The sequence below is a fragment of the Streptomyces sp. NPDC043908 genome (genome assembly GCF_056435525.1).
Genome location: NZ_JBWKEI010000001.1, coordinates 174877 through 194388 on the forward strand (window position 1 = coordinate 174877; position 19512 = coordinate 194388).

The 19512-nt window shown below is 73.0% G+C and carries 21 protein-coding genes and 1 tRNA gene; 13 read left to right on the plus strand and 9 right to left on the minus strand.

Translation table 11 applies throughout. The features are described from left to right. Positions 1 to 156 precede the first annotated feature (156 nt). Positions 157 to 498 carry a hypothetical protein gene (locus tag AC069K_RS00760; protein WP_365106792.1) on the plus strand — a complete coding sequence of 114 codons (342 nt, stop codon included), beginning with the start codon at positions 157 to 159 and terminating at the stop codon, positions 496 to 498. 95 nt (positions 499 to 593) lie between these two features. Here AC069K_RS00760 and AC069K_RS00765 read toward each other — a convergent pair whose 3' ends face one another. Then, complete coding sequence (locus AC069K_RS00765; RefSeq protein ID WP_478610669.1) at positions 594 to 845, minus strand: hypothetical protein; 252 nt, start codon at positions 843 to 845, stop codon at positions 594 to 596. Between the two features lie 1151 nt (positions 846 to 1996). On the opposite strand from AC069K_RS00765, the gene AC069K_RS00770 reads away from it, so the two are divergent. Both AC069K_RS00770 and AC069K_RS00775 read left to right on the plus strand, forming a co-directional pair. Then, positions 1997 to 2830: an ATP-grasp domain-containing protein gene (locus tag AC069K_RS00770; RefSeq protein WP_478610671.1), complete on the plus strand. Its 834-nt coding sequence runs from the start codon at positions 1997 to 1999 to the stop codon at positions 2828 to 2830. 85 nt (positions 2831 to 2915) lie between these two features. Then, positions 2916 to 3416 (plus strand): GNAT family N-acetyltransferase, encoded by a 501-nt coding sequence (locus tag AC069K_RS00775; RefSeq protein WP_478610673.1) that lies wholly within the window; start codon positions 2916 to 2918, stop codon positions 3414 to 3416. On the opposite strand, the gene AC069K_RS00780 is transcribed toward AC069K_RS00775, so the two are convergent. Then, a complete protein-coding gene (locus tag AC069K_RS00780; protein ID WP_478610675.1) occupies positions 3386 to 4285 on the minus strand; it encodes an alpha/beta fold hydrolase in 900 nt (299 codons plus the stop codon). The two genes, AC069K_RS00775 and AC069K_RS00780, sit on opposite strands and share 31 nt — an antisense overlap. Positions 4286 to 4346: 61 nt before the next feature. Next, a complete protein-coding gene (locus tag AC069K_RS00785; RefSeq protein WP_365106777.1) occupies positions 4347 to 4712 on the minus strand; it encodes a winged helix-turn-helix transcriptional regulator in 366 nt (121 codons plus the stop codon). A 146-nt stretch (positions 4713 to 4858) separates the two neighbouring features. On the opposite strand from AC069K_RS00785, the gene AC069K_RS00790 reads away from it, so the two are divergent. Continuing rightward, positions 4859 to 5833 carry an NADP-dependent oxidoreductase gene (locus AC069K_RS00790; RefSeq protein WP_478610677.1) on the plus strand — a complete coding sequence of 325 codons (975 nt, stop codon included), beginning with the start codon at positions 4859 to 4861 and terminating at the stop codon, positions 5831 to 5833. Between the two features lie 96 nt (positions 5834 to 5929). On the opposite strand, the gene AC069K_RS00795 is transcribed toward AC069K_RS00790, so the two are convergent. Further along, positions 5930 to 6712, minus strand: a complete 783-nt coding sequence (locus tag AC069K_RS00795) for a maleate cis-trans isomerase family protein (RefSeq protein ID WP_478610679.1) — start codon at positions 6710 to 6712, stop codon at positions 5930 to 5932. Positions 6713 to 7055: 343 nt separating this feature from the next. On the opposite strand from AC069K_RS00795, the gene AC069K_RS00800 reads away from it, so the two are divergent. The 4 genes from AC069K_RS00800 to AC069K_RS00815 all read left to right on the plus strand — a co-directional run bounded on the left by AC069K_RS00800 (position 7056) and on the right by AC069K_RS00815 (position 12624). Further along, the gene (locus AC069K_RS00800) at positions 7056 to 9020 is read left to right on the plus strand and encodes an FAD/NAD(P)-binding protein (protein ID WP_478610680.1); all 1965 of its coding nucleotides are present in this window, start codon (positions 7056 to 7058) and stop codon (positions 9018 to 9020) included. Further along, positions 9017 to 10423 (plus strand): nitrosuccinate lyase, encoded by a 1407-nt coding sequence (locus tag AC069K_RS00805; RefSeq protein WP_478610682.1) that lies wholly within the window; start codon positions 9017 to 9019, stop codon positions 10421 to 10423. Before AC069K_RS00800 ends, AC069K_RS00805 begins: the two co-directional genes overlap by 4 nt. Before the next feature lie 289 nt (positions 10424 to 10712). Continuing rightward, the gene (locus tag AC069K_RS00810; protein WP_478610684.1) at positions 10713 to 11621 is read left to right on the plus strand and encodes a hypothetical protein; all 909 of its coding nucleotides are present in this window, start codon (positions 10713 to 10715) and stop codon (positions 11619 to 11621) included. A 247-nt stretch (positions 11622 to 11868) separates the two neighbouring features. Beyond that, a complete protein-coding gene (locus AC069K_RS00815; protein WP_478610686.1) occupies positions 11869 to 12624 on the plus strand; it encodes a dienelactone hydrolase family protein in 756 nt (251 codons plus the stop codon). A gap of 74 nt (positions 12625 to 12698) precedes the next feature. On the opposite strand, the gene AC069K_RS00820 is transcribed toward AC069K_RS00815, so the two are convergent. After that, positions 12699 to 12772: transfer RNA gene (locus AC069K_RS00820), tRNA-Met, on the minus strand. Between the two features lie 85 nt (positions 12773 to 12857). Between AC069K_RS00820 and AC069K_RS00825 the strand changes: the two genes are divergently transcribed. Both AC069K_RS00825 and AC069K_RS00830 read left to right on the plus strand, forming a co-directional pair. Then, entirely contained in the window at positions 12858 to 13460 is a 603-nt protein-coding gene (locus AC069K_RS00825) for a phosphoribosylanthranilate isomerase (RefSeq protein WP_478610688.1), read from the plus strand. Positions 13461 to 13624: 164 nt separating this feature from the next. Then, positions 13625 to 13831 carry an antitoxin gene (locus tag AC069K_RS00830; protein WP_365106753.1) on the plus strand — a complete coding sequence of 69 codons (207 nt, stop codon included), beginning with the start codon at positions 13625 to 13627 and terminating at the stop codon, positions 13829 to 13831. A gap of 200 nt (positions 13832 to 14031) precedes the next feature. Here the strand turns inward: AC069K_RS00830 and gcvH are convergent, their stop codons facing one another. Together gcvH and AC069K_RS00840 are read right to left on the minus strand one after the other, a co-directional pair. Beyond that, on the minus strand, positions 14032 to 14415 hold the full coding sequence (gene gcvH / locus AC069K_RS00835; protein WP_478610690.1) for a glycine cleavage system protein GcvH: 384 nt from the start codon (positions 14413 to 14415) through the stop codon (positions 14032 to 14034). Positions 14416 to 14602: 187 nt separating this feature from the next. After that, positions 14603 to 16126, minus strand: a complete 1524-nt coding sequence (locus AC069K_RS00840) for a chitinase (RefSeq protein WP_478610692.1) — start codon at positions 16124 to 16126, stop codon at positions 14603 to 14605. 401 nt (positions 16127 to 16527) lie between these two features. Between AC069K_RS00840 and AC069K_RS00845 the strand changes: the two genes are divergently transcribed. Continuing rightward, positions 16528 to 16890, plus strand: coding sequence for a cupin domain-containing protein (locus AC069K_RS00845; RefSeq protein ID WP_358837212.1), 363 nt, complete (start codon positions 16528 to 16530; stop codon positions 16888 to 16890). Between the two features lie 114 nt (positions 16891 to 17004). Here the strand turns inward: AC069K_RS00845 and AC069K_RS00850 are convergent, their stop codons facing one another. Then, the gene (locus AC069K_RS00850; protein ID WP_478610694.1) at positions 17005 to 17745 is read right to left on the minus strand and encodes a class I SAM-dependent methyltransferase; all 741 of its coding nucleotides are present in this window, start codon (positions 17743 to 17745) and stop codon (positions 17005 to 17007) included. Positions 17746 to 18112: 367 nt separating this feature from the next. Continuing rightward, complete coding sequence (locus tag AC069K_RS00855; protein ID WP_365106740.1) at positions 18113 to 18385, minus strand: DUF1876 domain-containing protein; 273 nt, start codon at positions 18383 to 18385, stop codon at positions 18113 to 18115. A 140-nt stretch (positions 18386 to 18525) separates the two neighbouring features. Between AC069K_RS00855 and AC069K_RS00860 the strand changes: the two genes are divergently transcribed. Together AC069K_RS00860 and AC069K_RS00865 are read left to right on the plus strand one after the other, a co-directional pair. Beyond that, positions 18526 to 18789 (plus strand): UBP-type zinc finger domain-containing protein, encoded by a 264-nt coding sequence (locus tag AC069K_RS00860; RefSeq protein WP_365106737.1) that lies wholly within the window; start codon positions 18526 to 18528, stop codon positions 18787 to 18789. A gap of 140 nt (positions 18790 to 18929) precedes the next feature. Then, positions 18930 to 19484, plus strand: coding sequence for an N-acetyltransferase family protein (locus AC069K_RS00865; protein ID WP_478610697.1), 555 nt, complete (start codon positions 18930 to 18932; stop codon positions 19482 to 19484). Positions 19485 to 19512 lie beyond the last annotated feature (28 nt).

The window sequence follows — 19512 nt, forward strand, 5'->3', positions numbered from 1 at the left end:
GACGTATGTGTACAACTACGCTCGGGAAGCCAATGGTTGGCGCGATGTGAGGGGCATGAAGCGCAGTTCGTCATCGTCTTTCAGGAGGACGCGCGTACACGACAATCGCACTAGCCTCACTCACGCAAGTCGAAATTACGCGGGGAGTGAGAACGTATGAACGACATGGTGAAGAAGCTGGGCGGCATGGCGTCGGCGGTGGGTCTGCTGGCGGCCGGTGTGATGCTGGGCACCGCTTCCTCGGCGAACGCGGCCGTAGGTCCCACGGGGTGCAGCGCCTATGTGTCGCACACCAACGACCACGTGGCTGTCGGCTGGTGTTCGCACGGCAACGGCACCTGGTACGTGCAGGCCAAGTGCGGCGGTCCGGGCCGGGTGAACGGCCCGTACAAGGGGGACCAGGGCTACCGCAAGCTCGGCACGGAGAAGGCGTCGACGCTCAACTGCGGCTCGTCCGGCTACCCGCTGGAGATGAAGGTCGTCAACATCAAGCCGTAAGGCGACGAGCCGGCTCGGGGGAGCCCCGCGCGTGCCGCTGGACCACGGCACGCGCGGGGCTCCGCCGTATGTTCGGGCGTCGGGACGTGAGGACTTCAGGACGTCCTGGGCCGCCCGGCCTTCGGTCGTCCGTCCGTGCGCAGGGCACTCGCTGCCGGTGAGTCGAGCTGGGTCCAGCCCTCGTTCCAGACGAAGGTCGCCCCGTTCGTGTCGCCGTGGGTCTGGTAGACCGTGCCGTCCGTCGTGACCACCTTGATCCAGGTGTCGTTGCCCTGGGAGTTGATGGAGATCCCGCAGGCGTGGTCGGGGTAGTCCGGGTTGTCGTCGTCGGTCAGATCGGTCCACACGACCGGGCCACCGGGGGAGGCCTGGCGACCGGCGAACGCCTTCCCGTCGATGAGTGCCGCGTTGAAGGTCTCGGTGTTCGACGGAGCGTTGCTGTCGATCTCGTAGCACGGTCCGGCGGGCCCCTGCGGACCCGTGTCGCCCTTCGGGCCGGTGGGCCCCGTGGCCCCGGTGGGCCCTTGCGGACCCGTGGACCCGATGGGCCCCTGCGGTCCTGTCGGCCCTTCCGGGCCGGTCGCACCCGTGTCACCCGTCGGACCCTGTGGTCCCGTGGGGCCCGAGGGTCCCTGCGGCCCGGTGGGACCCGCGGGACCTGCGGGGCCTTGCGGACCCGTGTTGCCCTTCGGTCCGGGAGGGCCGGGCGGGCCCTTGGGGCCCTGGGGGCCGGGGGGACCCTGGCACCCACCACCACCGCCACCACCCCCGGCGGCGGCCACCGGAGGGGTCTCCTTCCGGCCGTCGTCGGGTCTGTGCGACGGTCGGCAGTGGTCGTCTCCGCCTCCCCCCGCCAGGGTGACCCGGGTTCCGGTTCCGTGCGCCTCGGCGGCCATGGCGGGCCCGGCCGCGCCGGCCAGCATCAGGACGAGGGACGCCAGGGCTCTACCGGCGAGCCAGGTGCCGCGATGCGGCAGCGGTCCGAGCGGTGACACCGACCTGCGATCAGCGTTCATGCGTGTGCTTCCTCTTGGGGGGACGAACGGCGCGTTCTGCGAACGCCCGTCGCAGGCATCCCCGTTTCGCGGGGTGACATGTGCCCGCAGAGCCGCAAACACGCTGGTCAGTCGCCGGATCGGGCTAGTCACGCCGCCCTGTTGGCTCAGCCCGGGTTCACCCCAGTCGCGCGATTGCCGCGCATGCGAGGTGGGAGGGCCGGTGGGCGCCCAGGCGGCCACGCGTTCGGCCAGGGGGTGGAAAACCCCTGTGCCGTCGCGGGCCTCGATCACGCCATCCGTGCGGTGCGGCAGGATGCCGCCCTCCTCGAAGGTGAAGGCGAAGGTGAAGGTCTCCACCGCGAAGCAGTGCGGGGCGCGGCCCGTGGAGTGGGTGGGAACGGCGTTCCGCCGCTCCCACCCACCCCAGGACCCGTGAAGTGACGTACGGAGCTTGACAGTTGAGGGGGCTACGGAAAAGATCACGGAGGGGAGGGGTTGCCGTGACGGAGCATGTGCTGGTGTTCGGCGTCGGAGGCGGTATACCGGCCCGTATGCGCGCGTTCGGCGAGACGGCCGGACAGGAGGTCACCACGTCCGTCCTGTGCTGGCCCGGGCACCTCGCCGCGATGGACGACACCGAGGACCACGGCCGGATCGTCGTCCTGCGTCCGGACGCCTCCGACGAGGAGTGGATCGCGCTGGCCCGGGCCGTCGACGCCGTCGAGCCGGTGACCCGGATCGGCTGCTTCTTCGACGACTGCCTGCCGCGGGCCGCACTGGTCGCCCAGGTGCTGGGGCTGGACTGGCACACCCCCGAGCTCGTCGACCTCGTCATGGACCAGCAGGCGATGAGACGGCGGCTCGCCCAGGCCGGTGTGCAGGCAGGTATGCAGGCCAGTGTGCAGGCCGAGGTGGATACGGCCCTGGGGCGTGCCGGTGTCCCGTACGGCGTGGAGGCCTTCTCGGAGCGAGGTGAACATGTGGTCGTCGCCATCACCCGTACACACTCCGATCCCGGCGACCCGCTCGCGCGGGAGCGGGTGACGCCCGCGCCGCTGGAGCCGGCGCAGACGGAGGCGGTCGACCGGCATGTCCGCGCCGTGCTGGACGCGCTGGGCGTGGAGTTCGGACCCACTCACACCGAGGTCGTCCTCACCGGACACGGACCGCGTGTCACCGCGACACGTCTGCGCACCGGCGGCGGCGTACCCGTGAACGCGGTCACCGGCGCGAGAGGCGTGGACCTGATCGAGTGGCAGCTCCGGCAGACCCTCGGCGAGAAGGTGCTGCCGGGCATCCGCGCGACCCTCGGCCCAGCCGATGAACTCCGTTAGCAGCCAGGGGTATTCGCGGCCCTGCGCGCGATCGCCTCGGGCAAACCGTTGGCGACGCGCCATACCCGGTGATATCCCACCGGGTATGGAATGTCTCGTCACACCACGGCTCGTCCTCCACCCCATGAGCGTCGAGGAGGCGCTGAGGCTGACGGCGGACGAGCCGGGCGGGAGCGCGCACTGGGCACCCGGATACCCCACCGAGGCGGACACCGCCGGGGCCCTGCGCTACCTGGAGACGTGCGAGGGCGCGGGGGACCCGCAGCCGTTCGGCGCGTACGAGATCCTCCGCCGCGAGGACGGCCGCGCCATCGGCGGTCTGGGCTTCCACGGAGCCCCCGACCTCGACGGGACCGTCACCATCGGCTACGGCCTGGTCCCGTCGGTGCAGGGCAGGGGCTACGCCACCGAAGCCCTGCGCGCACTGCTGCTGTTCGCCCGCGCCCAGGGCGTCACCCGCGTGAAGGGCGACACGGCCCATGCCAACATCGCCTCCCAGCGGGTGATGACCGCCGCGGGGATGAGCCTGGTCGCGGAGGACGCGTGGCTGAAGTACTACGCGGTGGAGTGGCTGCCGGACGTGTGACCTTCCGCGTACCGGTGCCGGCCACCGCCCGACTCCAGGAACGCCGTCACCGTCCGCGTGAAACCCTGGGGGTCGTCGAGCCACGGGAAGTGGCCCGCACCCGGCTGCACGGCGAGCCGCGCCTTCGGGAACAGCGCGGCGATCGTCGCCGCGACCCGGGGCCGCGGCCCGCTGTCCAGTTCCCCGGTGAGCAGCAGGACCGGTGCGTCGAGTGTCTCCATCACGGCGCGGGCGGCGGCGGGGGAGAAGGCATCGGGCGACGCGTACGCCTCGGCGGCCTCGGCGTTGGTCTGTTCCACCTCGTTCGCGGCGTGTGCCCGGGCCGCCGCGTCCCAGCGGCCGTAGAAGAACGGGCCGGCGGCGTCCCAGTCCGCGTCCGCGTCGGAGCCGGCCCAGATCCGCTCCAAGGACGCGTGGGCGTCCTCGAACCACGGCTCGCCCGCGCGCAGGGCGGCCGCCTCGCGGCGGTGCTCCTCGGTGAAGTCGATGCCGAGGGCACGCGCGCGGGCGGTGACCAGGGTGAGCGTACGGACGCGGTGCGGGTGGCGGGCCGCGTACAGCAGGGCGAGGTCGCCGCCCGCGGAGTGCGCCAGAAGGTCGACGCGGTCGAGGCCGAGCTGCTCGCGGAGGGCCTCGACGTCCGCCACCTGCCGGTCGCAGCGGTACGTCGCCGGGTCGGCGGGGGTGTCCGAGTCACCGGTCCCGCGCAGGTCGAGCAGGATCAGGCGGCGCCGTGCCGAGAGCCCGCCGAGGTCTGCGAGGTAGGCCGAGGCGCGCATCGGCCCGCCGGGCACACAGAGCAGCGGCTCGCCCTCACCGCGCACGTGGTAGGCGAGCCGGGTCCCGTCGGGAGCGGTGAAGTGAGGCATGGCGTCATCCTCACGGCCCCGCGACGATCATGGCAAGGGCGTTCGCCGCCCTCCGCCCGCGCTACTGACCCGCGTACAGCAGATCCACGTTCCGCTCCGCCCAGTCGCGCATGTGCGCCAGCGGCTCGGCGGCGCTGCGGCCCAGCTCGGTCAGGGCGTACTCGACGTGCGGGGGCACGGCCGGGTAGACCGTGCGGGACACCAGTCCCGCCTCCTCCAGGCGGCGCAGCGTCTGGGTGAGTACCTTGGGGCTGACTCCCTGGAGTACGCGCTGGAGCGCGCCGAACCGTACGGGACCGTCCTCCATGGCACCGATCGCCAGCGCGCTCCACTTGTTGGCCAGCAGCTCCAGCACGTTCCGGCAGGGGCACAGGGCCGCGTAGACGTCGTGCTTGTCGTGGGTGCCGGTGCCGCAGTTCGTGCTCATGGACGGTTCCTCCGCGCGGGGGCGCGATCGAGTTGATGCTATCCAAAAGATAGTAGACGCCCTTGCAGGTTACTACTACCCCTCCCATAGCTTGGCCGCATCGTTCACCGCGCGGGCGCCGGTCGCCCGCATCCGAGGAGTCAGCCATGTCCCACCCCACCCCCACGATGCGCACCGTCACCCAGTCCGCCTTCGGCGGCCCCGAGGTCCTGGAGGTCACCGAGGCGCCCCGGCCCGCACCCCTGCCGACCGAGGTCCTGGTACGGGTCGTCTCCGCCGGGGTCAACCCGGTCGACGTGAAGACGCGCGAGGGCGGCGGTATGGCGGGCGTCCTCGGGGAGCCGCCGTTCGTCCTCGGCTGGGACGTCGCCGGTGTGGTCGAGGAGGTCGGCTTCGGCGTGCACACCCTGGAGGTGGGCGACGAGGTGTACGGCATGCCGTGGTTCCCCCGCGCCGCCGGCGGCTACGGCGAGTTCGTCACCGCCCCCGCCCGCCAGTTCGCCCGCAAGCCCGCCTCCCTGAACCACGACGAGGCCGCGGCCGTCCCGCTGGCCGCGCTCACCGCCTGGCAGATCCTGGTGGACACCGCCGACGTACGCCCCGGTCAGCGCGTGCTCGTCCACGCCGCCGCGGGCGGTGTGGGCCACTTCGCCGTCCAGATCGCCAAGCACCTCGGCGCCCACGTGATCGCCACCGCCAGCGCGGGCAAGCACGCCTGGCTGCGCGAGCTCGGCGCCGACGAGGTGGTGGACTACACCGCCGCCCCCTTCGAGAAGGCGGTCTCGGGCGTCGACGTGGTCGTCGACCTCGTCGGTGACGAGATCGACAGCACCAGCACGCGCTCGCTCGGCGTGCTGCGCCCGGACGGCCTGCTGGTCGCCGTCCCCTCCGGGGTGTCCGGCGAACTCGCCGAGAAGGCCGCCGCGGCCGGTGTGCGCGCCAGGCCGTTCCTGGTGGAGCCGGACGGTGCGGCCCTCACCACCCTGGCGGGGCTGATCGACGCCGGCGCGATCAAGGTCGAGGTGGCGTCGGTCCTGCCGCTGGTGGAGGTCGCCCGGGCCCACCGGGAGCAGGCCTCGGGCCGCACCCGCGGCAAGATCGTCCTGCGGGTGGCCGAGTGAGCGTACGGCCGTGAAGGAGTGCGGCCCCGGTGGTGTCCGGCGCAGGGGGGCTGGGTGCTCTCCGTACGCGAAGGACGCCACCGGGGCCGCGCCCTCCTACAGGGACGGCGTGTCCAGGGCGAACAGCCTGCCGTACCCCGTGATCGCCTCGGTGTGGCTGTCGGCCGCGTGCAGGACCGCCCACAGCAGTACCTGATTGGCCGTCAGTATCGGGCGCCCCAGGGTGGATTCGAGGCGCTCCACCATCCCCACCGCGCGGAAGCCGTTGCCGCCCACCACGACGGCCTCCGACTCCTCGGGGGTGTGGGCGGCCACCCAGTCGTGCAGCGCGCGCGGTCGGATGAGGGACTGGCCGCTGGGGAGGTCGCAGGGGGCGGAGAAGCGTACGTCGAAACCCGCGGCCTCGTAGTAGGCGCGGCCCAGGTCGTTGAGCTCGCGGTCGAACCAGGGTGGGTCGACCAGGCAGATCCGGGTGGCGCCCAGCAGGCGCAGGGCCTCCACCGTCGAGGCGCACGTGGCGACCACCGGCAGCCCGTCGGCGCCGGCCGCGAGCCGGTCGAGCATCGCCGCCTCGCCGTCCGCGCCGATGACGTACGCCGAGCTGGTGAAGGCGTAGCCGATGGCGGCCAGCGGCGCGGCGGCCAGCCGGGCGGCGGCCTCGTCCACGTGCGGCGGCTCCGCGAAGGCCCGGACCGGCGCGAGGGGGATCGTGGCGTCCATGGCGCCGCCGGACCGCATGGCGCCGAACGGCACCCGGGCGGTGTGCACACCCACGTCGGGCGGCGCCATGGCGCGGAACTCCGACTCGGGGCCCACGTCGGCGTGCGGGGTGAGCACGCCGACGCGCACCCGTACGTCCCAGCCATCAGGTCGCCACATCGCTTCCGCACCTCCACACGGACGGCTCTGCTGTGCGGACCGCATACTTCCGCTTGTCCATCGTGCGGGCGGACGACCGCCCGCGCGATATGCCGCCGCCATCCGGGTGCGCCCGGCTCCGCCGCGGTGACCTGTGCTTCTTCGTGACCGTCCGAGCCGGGCGCGGTCCCGTCAACGCGTGTGCGCCGTGCCGCAGTTGATCGGTCTCCTTGGATCCCGGGACCTCACCGTGGCTATCGTCCCGCTGTGAGGAACGACAAGCGGCGCCGAACCACCCGGTTCCCCGCAAGTCGCTCCACGCCACCCCCGAAGGCACCGGGCAGGACGACAGGAGAGTGTGGGTATGAGGAGTGAGGTTCCCAGGACGGTGTGCCTGGTCGGCGCCGGTCCGCGCGGTCTGTCGGTGCTGGAGCGGCTGTGCGCCAACGAACGCGCGCGGCCCGCGCACTCCGCGGTGACCATCCACGTGGTGGAGCCCTGCGAGCCCGGCGCGGGCGCCGTGTGGCGCACCGACCAGTCCCGGCTGCTGCTGATGAACACGGTGGCCTCGCAGATCACCGTCCACACCGACGCAGGCTCGTGCATCGAGGGGCCCATCGAGTCCGGTCCCACCCTGGAGGAGTGGGCGCGGGAGATCGCCGCGTCCGGTGACCGCGCCGGTCACGACGAGCAGACCCTCGCCGAGGCCCGCGACCTCGGGCCGAACACCTACCCGAGCCGGGCCTTCTTCGGCAGCTACCTCTCCGCGATGTTCCAGCAGGTCGTCCGGCGCGCCCCGGCGCACGTCACGGTCGAGATCCACCGCTCGCGTGCCGTCGCCCTCGCGGACAGCCACGGAGAGGCCGACTGCGAGCAGGCCGTCGGCCTCTCCGACGGGACCTGGCTCAGCGGTCTCGACGCGGTGGTGCTCGCCCAGGGCCACGTTCCGGTGCGGCCCACCGCCCGCGAGGAGCGGACCGCCAGCCTCGCCCGGGTCCACGGTCTGCGCTACCTCCAGCCCGCCAACCCCGCCGACCTCGACCTCGGTGCCGTCGCCGCGGGCGAACCGGTCCTGCTGCGCGGGCTCGGCCTCACCTTCTTCGACCACATGACCCTGCTCACCCAGGGCCGCGGCGGCTCCTTCGCCCGGGTCGAGGGACGGCTGGTGTACCGGCCCTCGGGGCAGGAGCCCAGGATGTACGCCACGTCGCGCCGGGGTGTGCCGTACCACGCCCGCGGTGAGAACGAGAAGGGCGCCTCCGAGCGCCATCTCCCCCGGCTGCTCACCCCCGAGCACGTCGAGAAGCTGCGCGAGCGGGCCGCACACGGCCAACGGATCGGGCTCCGGGAGGAGTTATGGCCGCTGATCGCCCGTGAGGTGGAGAGCGTCTACTACGGCACCTGGCTCACCGCCCACGGCCGCGACGCCGAGCGCCCGGACCTGGTCGACCGGTTCCTGGCGTGCGAGAGCGCCGAAGGCCGCGGCGCGCTGCTCGACGCCGCCGGCATCCCCGAGGCGGAGCGCTGGAGCTGGGAGCGGCTCTCGCACCCGTACGGGGAGCGGGAGTTCGGCGACCGGGACGCGTTCCGCGACTGGCTCCTGCGCTATCTGCGCGCCGATGTGCGCGAGGCCCGGCGGGGCAACCTCAGCGGCCCCCTCAAGGCCGCCCTCGACGTCCTGCGCGACCTGCGCAACGAGGTCCGGCTCGCGGTCGACCACAGCGGACTGCACGGCGACTCGCACCGCGACGAGCTCGACGGCTGGTACACACCGCTCAACGCCTTCCTCTCCATCGGCCCGCCCACCTCGCGCATCGAGGAGATGATCGCGCTCATCGAGGCGGGCGTCCTGGAACTGACCGGCCCGGCGACCGAGATACGTATCGACACGGTCGACCCCGCCTTCGTCGCCCACTCCCGGGCCGTCCCCGGACCGCCCCTGCGGGCCCGGGTGCTGATCGAGGCACGGCTGCCCGAGGCGGATCTGCGGCGCGCCGCCGACCCGCTCCTCCAGCACCTGGTCGCCACCGGGCAGGCCGTGAACCACCGCGTGCCCACCGCCGGGGGCGCCTGGTACGAGACCGGCGGCCTCGCCGTGGCCGAGCGGCCCTACCGCGTCCGTGACGCCCGGGGCCGGGCCCACCCGCGCCGGTTCGCCTACGGGGTGCCCACGGAGGCCGTGCACTGGGTGACCGCGGCCGGGATCCGGCCCGGGGTGGACTCGGTGACCCTGGCCGACTCCGACGCCATCGCCCGCGCGGTACTCGCCCTCGCCCCCCGTCCCGCCGCGTCGGCCGCCGCCGACCGTCTGCAAGGAGCTCTCGTATGACCGGCCGCCCCGACAGCCCGCCCGACTCCGGTCTGCTCTCACCGGTCCGCGCCGGAACCCCGGTCGAGGAGGCCGTCGGCGACCTGGCGTGGCTCCAGGCGATGCTCGACGCCGAGGCCGCGCTGGCGCGGGCCCAGGCCCGCCTCGGCACGCTCCCGAAGGAGGCAGCCGAGGTCATCGGCGCCCAGGCCCGCGCCGAGCACCTCGATCTGCGGGCGCTGGCGCTGGCCGCGCGCGAGAGCGCCAACCCGGTCGTGGGTCTGGTGCAGGCGCTGAGCGGGCGCGTCGCCGCCGTGGACCCGGCCGCCGCGCACTACGTCCACCGCGGCTCCACCAGCCAGGACATCTTCGACACCGGCGCGATGCTGGTGGCCCGGCGGGCGCTGCTGCTGATGCGCGCCGACCTCGCCAGGTCCGCCGACGCGCTGGCCGATCTCGCCCGGCGCCACCGCGGCACCACCATGGCCGGCCGCACCCTGGCCCTGCACGCCGTCCCCACCACGTTCGGGCTGAAGGCGGCGGGCTGGCGGCAGCTGCTGCTCGACGCCGGTCTGCGGCTGGAGCGCGTCCTGGACGGCGGGTTGCCCGTCTCCCTGGGCGGGGCGGCGGGAACGCTCGCCGGATATCTGGAGTACGCGCGGCTGGACGGGGCGGCCCCGCCGGACCCGGGGGAGTACGCGGCACGGCTCACCGAGGCGTTCGCCCAGGAGACCGGGCTCGCCGCGGGCGGCCTGCCCTGGCACACCCTGCGCACCCCGGTCGCCGACCTCGCCGCCGCCCTGGCCTTCACCGCCGCCGCCCTCGGGAAGATCGCGGTGGACGTGCAGTCGCTGACGCGCACCGAGGTCGGGGAGGTCGCCGAGCCCGCCGTCACCGGACGCGGGAGTTCCTCGGCCATGCCGCACAAGCGCAACCCCGTCCTGGCGACCCTGCTGCGCAGCGCGGCCCTCCAGGTGCCCGTCCTGGCCGCGGGCGTCACCCAGTGCGTGCTCTCCGAGGACGAGCGCTCCGCCGGCGCCTGGCACGCGGAGTGGCAGCTGCTGCGCGAGTGCCTGCGGCTGACCGGCGGCGCCACCCACACCCTGGTCGAACTGGCCGAGGGGCTGGAGGTGCGGCCGGAGCGGATGGCCGGGAACCTGGCGCTGACCGGCGGCCAGATCGTCTCCGAGCGGATCGCGGCCGTCCTGGCACCGCGGCTCGGCAGGGCGGAGGCCAAGCAAACACTCTCCCGGGCCTCCCACACCGCGGCGGGCACCGGCCGGCCGCTGGCGGAGGTGCTCGCCGAGTCCGAGGAGCTGCGCGGCCACCTCACCCCCGCGGAACTGGCCGAGCTCTGCGACCCGGCGCGGTACACCGGCGCCGCCGCGGCACTCGTGGACCGGGCGGTGGACGCCCCGCACTGAGAGCCTGTCGTTGAACCCCCGTCTGCGCCCCGACGCCCGGCACGCACGCTCACCGCACGGCGTCCCAGGACAGGTGGCTCCGCCACATGACCTGGGACGCCGCACGCCGATCGCACGCACCGACCGCCGCTGCGCCCGCCCTCCGGGCGGACGACGGGGGTTCAAGACAGGCTCTGAGCCCGGCCGGTGCGGGGATACCCCGATCGGCCCCGTCGTCTGCGTGGCTGACGGTCGCTCAGCTCCGGAGGTGCTGCCCTGTGACGGGGGGTCACACGACGACAGGAGACTCATGCGTACCGCACTGCTGCGCAGCGGAACCAGGGCGGCGGCCGCCGCCGCCCTGGCCTTCGCCACCGCCCTCGGTGGCGCCGCCACCGCCGACGCCACCGCACGTGGCGAGGACCACGGCGGCCATTACGGCAGCCGGGTGGAGGTGGCGATCGGGGCCTCGGGCATCCACGCCCCGGACACCGCACAGGCCGGCCTGGTGGCCTTCCACGTACGGACCGACGACCCCAAGGGCCACTTCCTCCAGGCCTTCCGGCCGCACCGCGGTGTCTCCGTGCGCAAGGTCCTGGCCGATCTGGGCAAGGCCGTCAGCAGGAAGCCCGCCGCCGCCGCGCGGGGCATCTCCGCGGTGCGGGACGAGGCCGAGCTGCTCGGCGGCGCCCAGGTCACCCCGTCCGTGCCGGAGACCTTCACCACCCCCGTCGGCGCCGGCCCCGTCGTCCTCCTGGACTTCACCGCCTTCCTCGCCGACCCGGCCCACCCCGTCACCCGCGTGCTGCACCTGCGCGACGGCTCGTCCGGCGACCTGGCGGACTTCCCCGACAGCATCGTCATCACCCGCGAGACCGCGAAGGGCCCCCGCTTCGACGTCAACGGCCTGCGCCGGGCGGGCGAGAACGTCCTCGTCCACAACGCCTCGGACGAGATCCACGAGATGGGCCTCCAGCCCGTCAAGCGCGGCACCACCGACGCCCAGCTCCAGAAGTTCTTCGCCTCCAGCCCCTCCGGCCAACCGCCCTTCACCGGACCCTCGCTCGGCCTCGGCGCCATCTCGCCGGGGCGCACCGCCCTGCTGCAGACCCACCACCTGCCGCCGGGTACCTACGCGCTGCTCTGCTTCGTGCCGGACGACAAAACCGGGATTCCGCACGTCGCCGAGGGCATGCACAAGGTCGTGGTCCTGACCTGACGCCTTGCGGCAACCGAACCGGCCCCGGGCCGGCGGACGCGCCGGGACGGTGTGCGGCGGCTCCACCGCCGCCACCGCCCCGGCGGGGTCAATTCCGGCCCGGGGAAAGGGAAACGGCCGGAAAACGCCGCACAGCGGATCCGCCCAACCGGTGCGGAACGGCAAGAAAAGGATCTTCGCGTCCCGGTCGTTGTGACACGCTGGCGAGGTGTCCCGCGTGCAACACCGAACGAGAAGAGAGACGTTCATGACCACAGTGCTCGGATCCTCCGTGGACATCCCCACGCAGGACGGCACCGCCGACGCCTACCTCGTCCACCCCGACGACAACACCCCGCACCCCGGGGTCCTGCTCTACATGGACGCCTTCGGGCTCCGCCCCCACCTCAACGGGATGGCCGACCGCATCGCGGCGGCCGGATACACCGTCCTGGTCCCCAACGTGTTCTACCGCGCGGGCCGCGCGCCGATCGCCGAGCTGCCCGACTTCATCGACCCCCAGCAGCGCCCGGACCTCTTCGAGACCCTGGGCCCGCACATATTCGCCCTCACCTCCGAGCTGGTGGTACGGGACGCGGACGCGTATCTGAGCTGGCTGGCGCGGTCCCCGCTGACCACGGACGGGCCGGTGGGTGTCACCGGCTACTGCATGGGCGCGAGCCTCGCCCTGCGCACCGCCGGGTCGTTCCCCGAGCGCGTCGCGGCGGCCGCCGGCTTCCACGGCGGCCGGATGGCCACCGACGCCCCCGACAGCCCGCACCTGCTCGCCGAGCGGATCACCGCGGAGCTGTACTTCGGCCACGCCGACCAGGACCCGGGCATGCCCGCCGAGCAGATCGACCGCCTCGACAAGGCGCTCTCGGCGGCCGGGGTACGCCACCGGGCCGAGGTCTACACGGGCGCCCAGCACGGCTTCACCCAGGCCGACACCGCGGCCTACGACGCGGCCGCCGACGCCCGGCACTGGGAGGCCCTGCTCGCGCTGCTGGACCGCGCGCTGTGAGGCGTACGGACCCGTAGACGCGAGGGGACGAACGAAGAGGCCCGCATCCAGGGGATGCGGGCCTCTTCGGGCAGTAGCGGGGACAGGATTTGAACCTGCGACCTCTGGGTTATGAGCCCAGCGAGCTACCGAGCTGCTCCACCCCGCGTCGGTGAACACAACTGTACGGCACTTCGCGCGCCCCCATGACCAGGCGGGCCGGCCCGGGGCCGGGGGTTTGGTTGACTGGGGCCATGAGTGATCTCTTCGTCAAGATCTGCGGGCTGCGCACCGAGCGCGATGTGGACGCGGCCGTGGAGGCCGGGGCCGACGCGGTGGGGTTCGTCTTCGCCGAGAGCCCGCGCACGGTGGACACCGAGACCGCCCGGCGCCTGGGCGAACGGGTCCCGGAGCACGTGCTCACGGTGGGTGTCTTCCGGGGGCAGCCGGTCGAGGAGGTCCTGCGGCTGACGCGGGAGAGCGGGATCCGCGCCGTCCAGTTCCACGGCGACGAGGGCCCCGAGTACTACCGGGCCCTGCGCGCACCGGGCCGCACCCTGATCCGGGCCACCTCCGCCGGGGAGACCCCGGTGCGCTGCGGGGAGCTGACGGAGGACATGCTGCTGCTCGACGCCCCCGACCCCGGCTCCGGCACACCCTGGAACTGGGCCTCGCCCCGGTTCACCGCCCCCACCGGCCGCTGGCTGCTCGCGGGAGGCCTGCACCCGGAGAACGTCCGGCAGGCGGTCGAGGCCACCGGGGCGTGGGGGGTGGACGTCTCCAGCGGGGTGGAGAGCGCACGCGGGGTGAAGTCGGAGCGGCTGATCCGGGCCTTCGTGGCGGCGGCACGCCGGTAGACCGCGCGAGACCGCCGAGGGCCCGGTGGCTTCGGGGAGCGGCGTCCCTGCGGTGGTGGCCCTGTCCGGCCGGTGACCTCCCGCGTTCCTCCGCCCGGATGCGGAGTGGCGGGGGATGGGGTGATCCTGGAGTCCGGGGGCTGCCTGCTCTAGGAGGACACGACATGTCCGTCATGGACAAGCTCAAGCAAATGCTCAAGGGGCACGAGGACCAGGCGGGTAAGGGTGTCGACCGCGCCGGTGACTTCGTCGACGACAGGACGCAGGGCAAGTACAGCGGCCAGGTGGACACGGCCCAGGACAGGCTCAAGCAGCAACTGGGTTCGGAGGGCGAGCAGGGCGGTGGGCAGAACACTCCGCCCATGGCGTGACGTACCCGAGCGCATGGGCGCCGGCCCCGGCACGACCGGGGCCGGCGCCCGCGCACGTCCCGGCGCCCGCGCACGTCCCGGCGCCGGCGCACGTTCCGACACCCGCTCACGTCCCGGCGGTCGCCGCCCGGCACACGGGCGGGGGACCCCGCCCCGGCACCGGTCGCCACCGCCCGCCGCGGCGAACGGAGTTGCGCCGCTCAGGCGCCCGTGGCCGCCCGGTACTGCTCCGCCGTCAGGAGCTCATCCACCGGCTCGCCCTCGGCGGGGGAGAGTTTGAACAGCCAGACGCCGTACGGCTCGGTGTTGACCGTCTGCGGGGTGGCGACCGCGTCCGCGTTGGTCTCCACGATCTCGCCGGCGAGGGGCGCGTAGATGTCGTTCGCGGCCTTCACCGACTCCACCGTGCCCACCGCCTCCTTGCGGGAGACGGTCTTCCCCGCGTCGGGCAGGTCGAGGAACTCGATGTCGCCGAGGGCCTGTCGGGCATAGTCGGTGAGGCCCACCGCGAGCACGCCGTCGCCCTCGTCTCGGACCCACTGGTGGAACAGGGTGTAGCGCAGGTCGGCGGGGATGTTCGACATGCTCGGGCTCCATTCGGCACACACGGCACATGTAGATGTCGTCCGCTGTGGACGATCACCGAGAAGCTTGCCGGGCCGGTGGCCCGTGGCAGACGCTTTTGAGACACCCAGGGCGCACCGCGCCCGCACGCGGGGGTGTCCGGCGCGGAGCACCGCACCGGACACCCCCATTTCAGCAGCGCCGCGTTCAGCAGGCCCCGAGGTCCTGCCACACACCCCACTCGCCGGTGGTGCCGGGCTCCTCGCCCTGCGTCCACCACTTGGCCTTCCAGTTGTGGCCCTTGTGCGACACCTGCGTCCCGCCGGTGTAGACGGAGGTGGTGTTCCACGGGGTGGCCGTGCACTGGTGGCCGCTGCCGCCGGTGATGGTCAGCGTGTACGTCGCCGAGTGGCTCGCGGCGGCGTTGGAGCCGGTCACGGTGAGGGTGTACGTGCCCGAGACGGCCGCCGAGGTCGTCGACACGGTCAGCGTGGACGAGCCGCCCGCCGTCACCGAGGTGGGGCTGAGCGAGGCCGTCACCCCGGCCGGGGCGCCGCTGACGGTGAGGTTCACGGACTGCGCCTGGCCCGCCGTCACCGCGGTCTTGACCGTCGTCGTGGCCGAACCACCGGCCGTCACCGACCCGGTGGCGGGTGAGGCCGCCACGGAGAAGTCGTTGGCGGGAGCGGTGCTGCCCGAGGTGAAGGGCTCGAAGATGTGGCTGAAGTCCCAGGTGTTCTGCTGGATGCCGGAGCAGTTGTCCGCGGCGGCGCCGCCGGGGCAGCCGCCGTTGTCGCGCTGGAGCGCCCAGAAGGAGAGGGTGTTGATGCCCTTGGAGACCGCCCAGTTGTACACCTGGGTGGCGTTGGCGAGCGTGAACGTCTCGGCGGGGCCGAAGTCGTCGACGCCCGGCATCTCGGTGACGCCGATCATGCCCCACAGCTGGGCCGGGGACTTGCCCGGGTAGAGCTGGGCGAGCTGGTTGTAGAGCCCCTGGGCCGCCGTCTGGGTGTCGTTGGCCATGTTGTGGGAGGCGTTGTCGTAGTAGTCGAACGTCATGAGGTTGGCGACGTCGACGCGCGCCCCGTTGCTCACGGCGTTGCGCAGCACGGCGAGGCCGCTGGAGGCGAGGCCCGAGGTGGTGGTGGGGAGGGTGTACGAGATCTCCACCTTGCGGCCGTTGGCCGCCGCCCAGTCCTGGACCTGCTTGATCGCCTTGTTGCGCCGGTCGATGCCCGCGCTGTTGTCCAGCGAGTCGACCTCGATGTCCATGTCGAGCCGGGAGATGTCGTAGGTCGTGATGACCTTCTCGTACGCGGCGGCGATCTGGTTGACGTCGGTACAGCTGTCGGCGATCTCGGTGCCGGTGGTGTCCGCGGTGTAGCCGCCGAAGGACGGGATGACGTCCCCGCCGCGCGACTGGATGGTCTTGATGTCGGCGCCGAACGTGGAGGAGGCGATCGGCATACCGCTGTCGCCGTTCCAGTACGGCGTGCAGGAGCCCTTGGACGCCGTCTGGATGAACGCCATCGTCAGGTGCTTCGCGCCGGACTGGGCGGCCAGGGCGGCGGGGCTGTCGCCGGTCCAGGCCTCGAAGTAGGGGGCGAAGACATGGGCCGGCAGGGGGGTGGCGGCCTGGGCGGAGCCGCCGCCGAGCACGGCGAGGCCCGCGGTGGCCACGGCGGTGACGGTCGCGGTGAGAACCGCGCGGAGGGTACGCATGCGTCTCATGTCTGTCCAAGGTGTGAGGGGAGGGCCCGCCAATTCCCGTGGGGCGCAGCGGTGTTGGGTATGGGATATCCCCGTGATCAGAGACATGTCAATGGACTGGACCAAAACAGGACTAGACCAATTTCGGGCGCAGGGCGGCTACGGCGTGGGTCACCGGGGGTGGCGTGTACTGGACCACTGCCCGGGGGAATTCGCGGGGCGGACGGTACGCGTCCGCCGCGGCGCTCCCGGATCCTCGCCTCTCACCCGTGACCCGTCACCCGTCGCCCGTCACCCGTAGGCCCTCACCCTTCACACTCGTCACCCGGACGGCCCATGCCGTGTGCGGCCCTCCCCGGCCCTGGTTACGTTCGGAGCGTCGTTCGTTCCCCCACCACCCCGCCGCCCGAGGAGAAGCACTCATGGCCGGTCTCGTACGCAAGAGTTTCGAAGCGCCGGAGGAGGTCCGTCCGTTCGAGGACGGCAAGGGGCGTCTGGAGTTGGTCAACGTCGGCGGGGGGCAGGTCGGCCGCGCGACGTTCGAGCCCGGCTGGCGCTGGTCCGAGCACATCAAACCGATCGCGCAGACGGACAGCTGCCTGGTCGCCCACGCAGGCTATGTGATCTCCGGGCGTATCAAGGTCGTCATGAACGACGGCCAGGAGGAGGACTTCGGTCCCGGCGACTACATGAACGCGGCACCCGGCCATGACGCCTGGGTCCTCGGCGACGAGCCGTGCGTCATCATCGACTGGATGGGCTACTCGGACTACGCGAAGCGGTAGCCGTACGCACGGCATGACCCCCGCACCCGCGGACACACCGCGCCCCCTCCACCCGGAGGGGATGCGGTGCGCCGTGGCGTGCCGCGTCGTGCACGGCCTGATTCCGTCGGTCCGTTACGACGCCTCGGGCTCGCGGCGGAAGAGCGCGGTCCACAGGAACGGCTCACCGAAGCGCGGCGAGTCCGGGGGTTCGTTGCGCATCCGGCGCAGCTCGACCTCCGCGAGGTCGGAGAAGATCCAGCGCAGGGACTGCGGGGTGTAGGCGAGGCCGCCGTGGAGCCCTTTCTGGCGGTAGAAGTCGCCGTCGGGCAGCTCGGAGCCCATCTCACCGGCCGCGAAACACGTGAGGGAGAGGTGGCCGCCCGGCGCCAGTACCCGGTCGAGCAGGCCGAGGTAGCTGATACGGCGGTGCGGCGGCAGGTGGTGGAAGCAACCGGAGTCGTACACCAGGTCGTACGGACCGCTCAGCACCGTGTCGGCGAGCGTGAAGGCGTCGCCCCGGTGGAACCGGATGTCGGCCCCCGCCTCCTTGGCGCGCTCCTCGGCCCACTCGACGGCCCCGGGGGAGAGGTCGACGGCGTCCACCTCGAACCCCAGCGAGGCGAGGTGGAGCGCGTTGCGGCCCGGCCCGCAGCCCAGATCGAGCGCCCGGCCCGGGGTGATCAGACCGCGGTCGAGATACGTCACGAGGTTCTCGTCCGGCTTGGCCACGAAGAACGGCACCGGTTTGGCGTGGTCCGCGTAGAACTCGTCCCACCAGGACGCCGCACCGGCGGTCCACCGGTCGGCCTCGGGCGCGAACAGGCCGTCCATGAGCTTGAGTACGTCGTCGATGGTGCGGATGTTCCGGTCCATCCGGTCCCCCCTTTCCCTGTCCTGTGATCGTAAATTTCGCGCGTACGAAAGGCCAGATCAGACGGGGTGCGGGGAGGTCGTGCGGGGTCGGGTGCGGGCCTGGGGCGGCGGGGGAGAGGAGCCCGCCCCGGGGCGGGGGCGCGGGGGCGCCGCGCCCACCCTCCAAGGCCGTCACGGGGGCGTGGGCCGGGGGTCCGGAGAGGGTTTCTCGACGGTGTTCGCGGCCAGTGGCCGCAACGACAGCGGGTCAGCGGGTCAGCGGTTCAGTGGGTCAGCGCGTCAGCGGATCGGCGGGTCAGCGCGTCAGCGGATCGGCGGGTCAGTGGATCGGCGGGTCAGTGGATCGGCGGGTCAGTGGGTGAGCGGGTCAGCGGGTCAGCGGGCGGGTCCGGTGTCCCACCGCCTCGTCGATCTCGGTGTGCGCCTTCTGGAGCAGCTGGGACGCCAGGTCCATCAGGACCCGGGAACCGGCGATCTCCTCGCCGACCCGCACCTGCTCGGGGTCCAAGGGGTGGCGCATGGCGTAGCCGCGCCCCCTCATCTCGGTGCCGTCGGCGAGTCTGAGCAGGCCCACGGCACTGGTGCGGTCCCCGACCTCGGAGAACTCCAGCTCCACATGCCACCCGGCGAGTGCGGTCATGGCGGTCACCTCCAGGGCTCGCCCACGTACTCCCAGGGTCCCTCCGCGGCGCCCCGGAAGCGAGCGGCGACGGAGTGCGGCCGGTGCCGGGCGTTCCTACCCTGGAGGACGCAGGAGGCCACCCCCCGACGGAGGACGCGATGACCACCGAGCCCGACCCGCATCTGGCCATGATCCGCGATGTGGAGCCCCGCACTCCGCAGGGGTGCGAGGACTGTCTGCGCGAGGGCTCCCCCTGGGTCCATCTGCGGCTCTGCCTCGTCTGCGGCCATGTCGGCTGCTGCGACTCCTCCCCGCGCCGGCACGCCCGCGCGCACGCCGCGAGCGAGGACCATCCGGTCATGCGGTCCTTCGAGCCGGGCGAGGACTGGCGCTGGTGCTTCGTCCACGACGCGCTGGTCTGACCCGCGGCCCCTGCGAGCCTTCCGTCGTCCCCGCTGGCCCGATGCCGAGCGTCCCACCTCATGGGCAGCGGCCCCCGTCGTGCCCCTGGCACCCGGAGGCGGCGAACCGACCGGATCCGGGCCCGTGTTTCCATGACGCGGTGAACAACGAGAGCCCCGTCCCGTCCCACGCCCACCCGTCCCACGCCCACCCGTACCTCCGTCCCCGGACCGACCGCGACCTGGACGCCTGTGTCCGGGCGCTCGCCGCCGTGCACGAGCGCGACGGCTACCCCGTCAACTGGCCCCAGCGCCCCGCCGACTGGCTCGCCCCGCCCTCGCTCCTCTCGGCCTGGGTGGCCGAACTGGACGGCCGGGTGGCCGGGCACGTCGGTCTGGCGCTCAGTGGTACGGGCGATGTGGCGCCCGGCCTGTGGAGCGCCCGCGCGGGTGTGGGCCCCGACGCGACCGCGGTGGTCGGCCGGCTCTTCGTCGCCCCCGGGGCGCGCGGCCACGGCATCGGAGGGCTGCTCCTGGCCCGCGCGGTCAGCGAGGCCCGGGCGCGCGGGCTGCATCCGGTGCTCGACGTGGTGGCCTCCGACACCGCCGCGATCGCCCTGTACGAGCGGCTGGGCTGGGAGTTGCTGGCCGAGGTCGAGCAGGAGTGGGGGCCCCGGCTGACCGTGGCCGTCCGCTGTTACGCGGCGAGCGGCTGACGGTGCCGGGGCCCGGCGGGACCCGCCC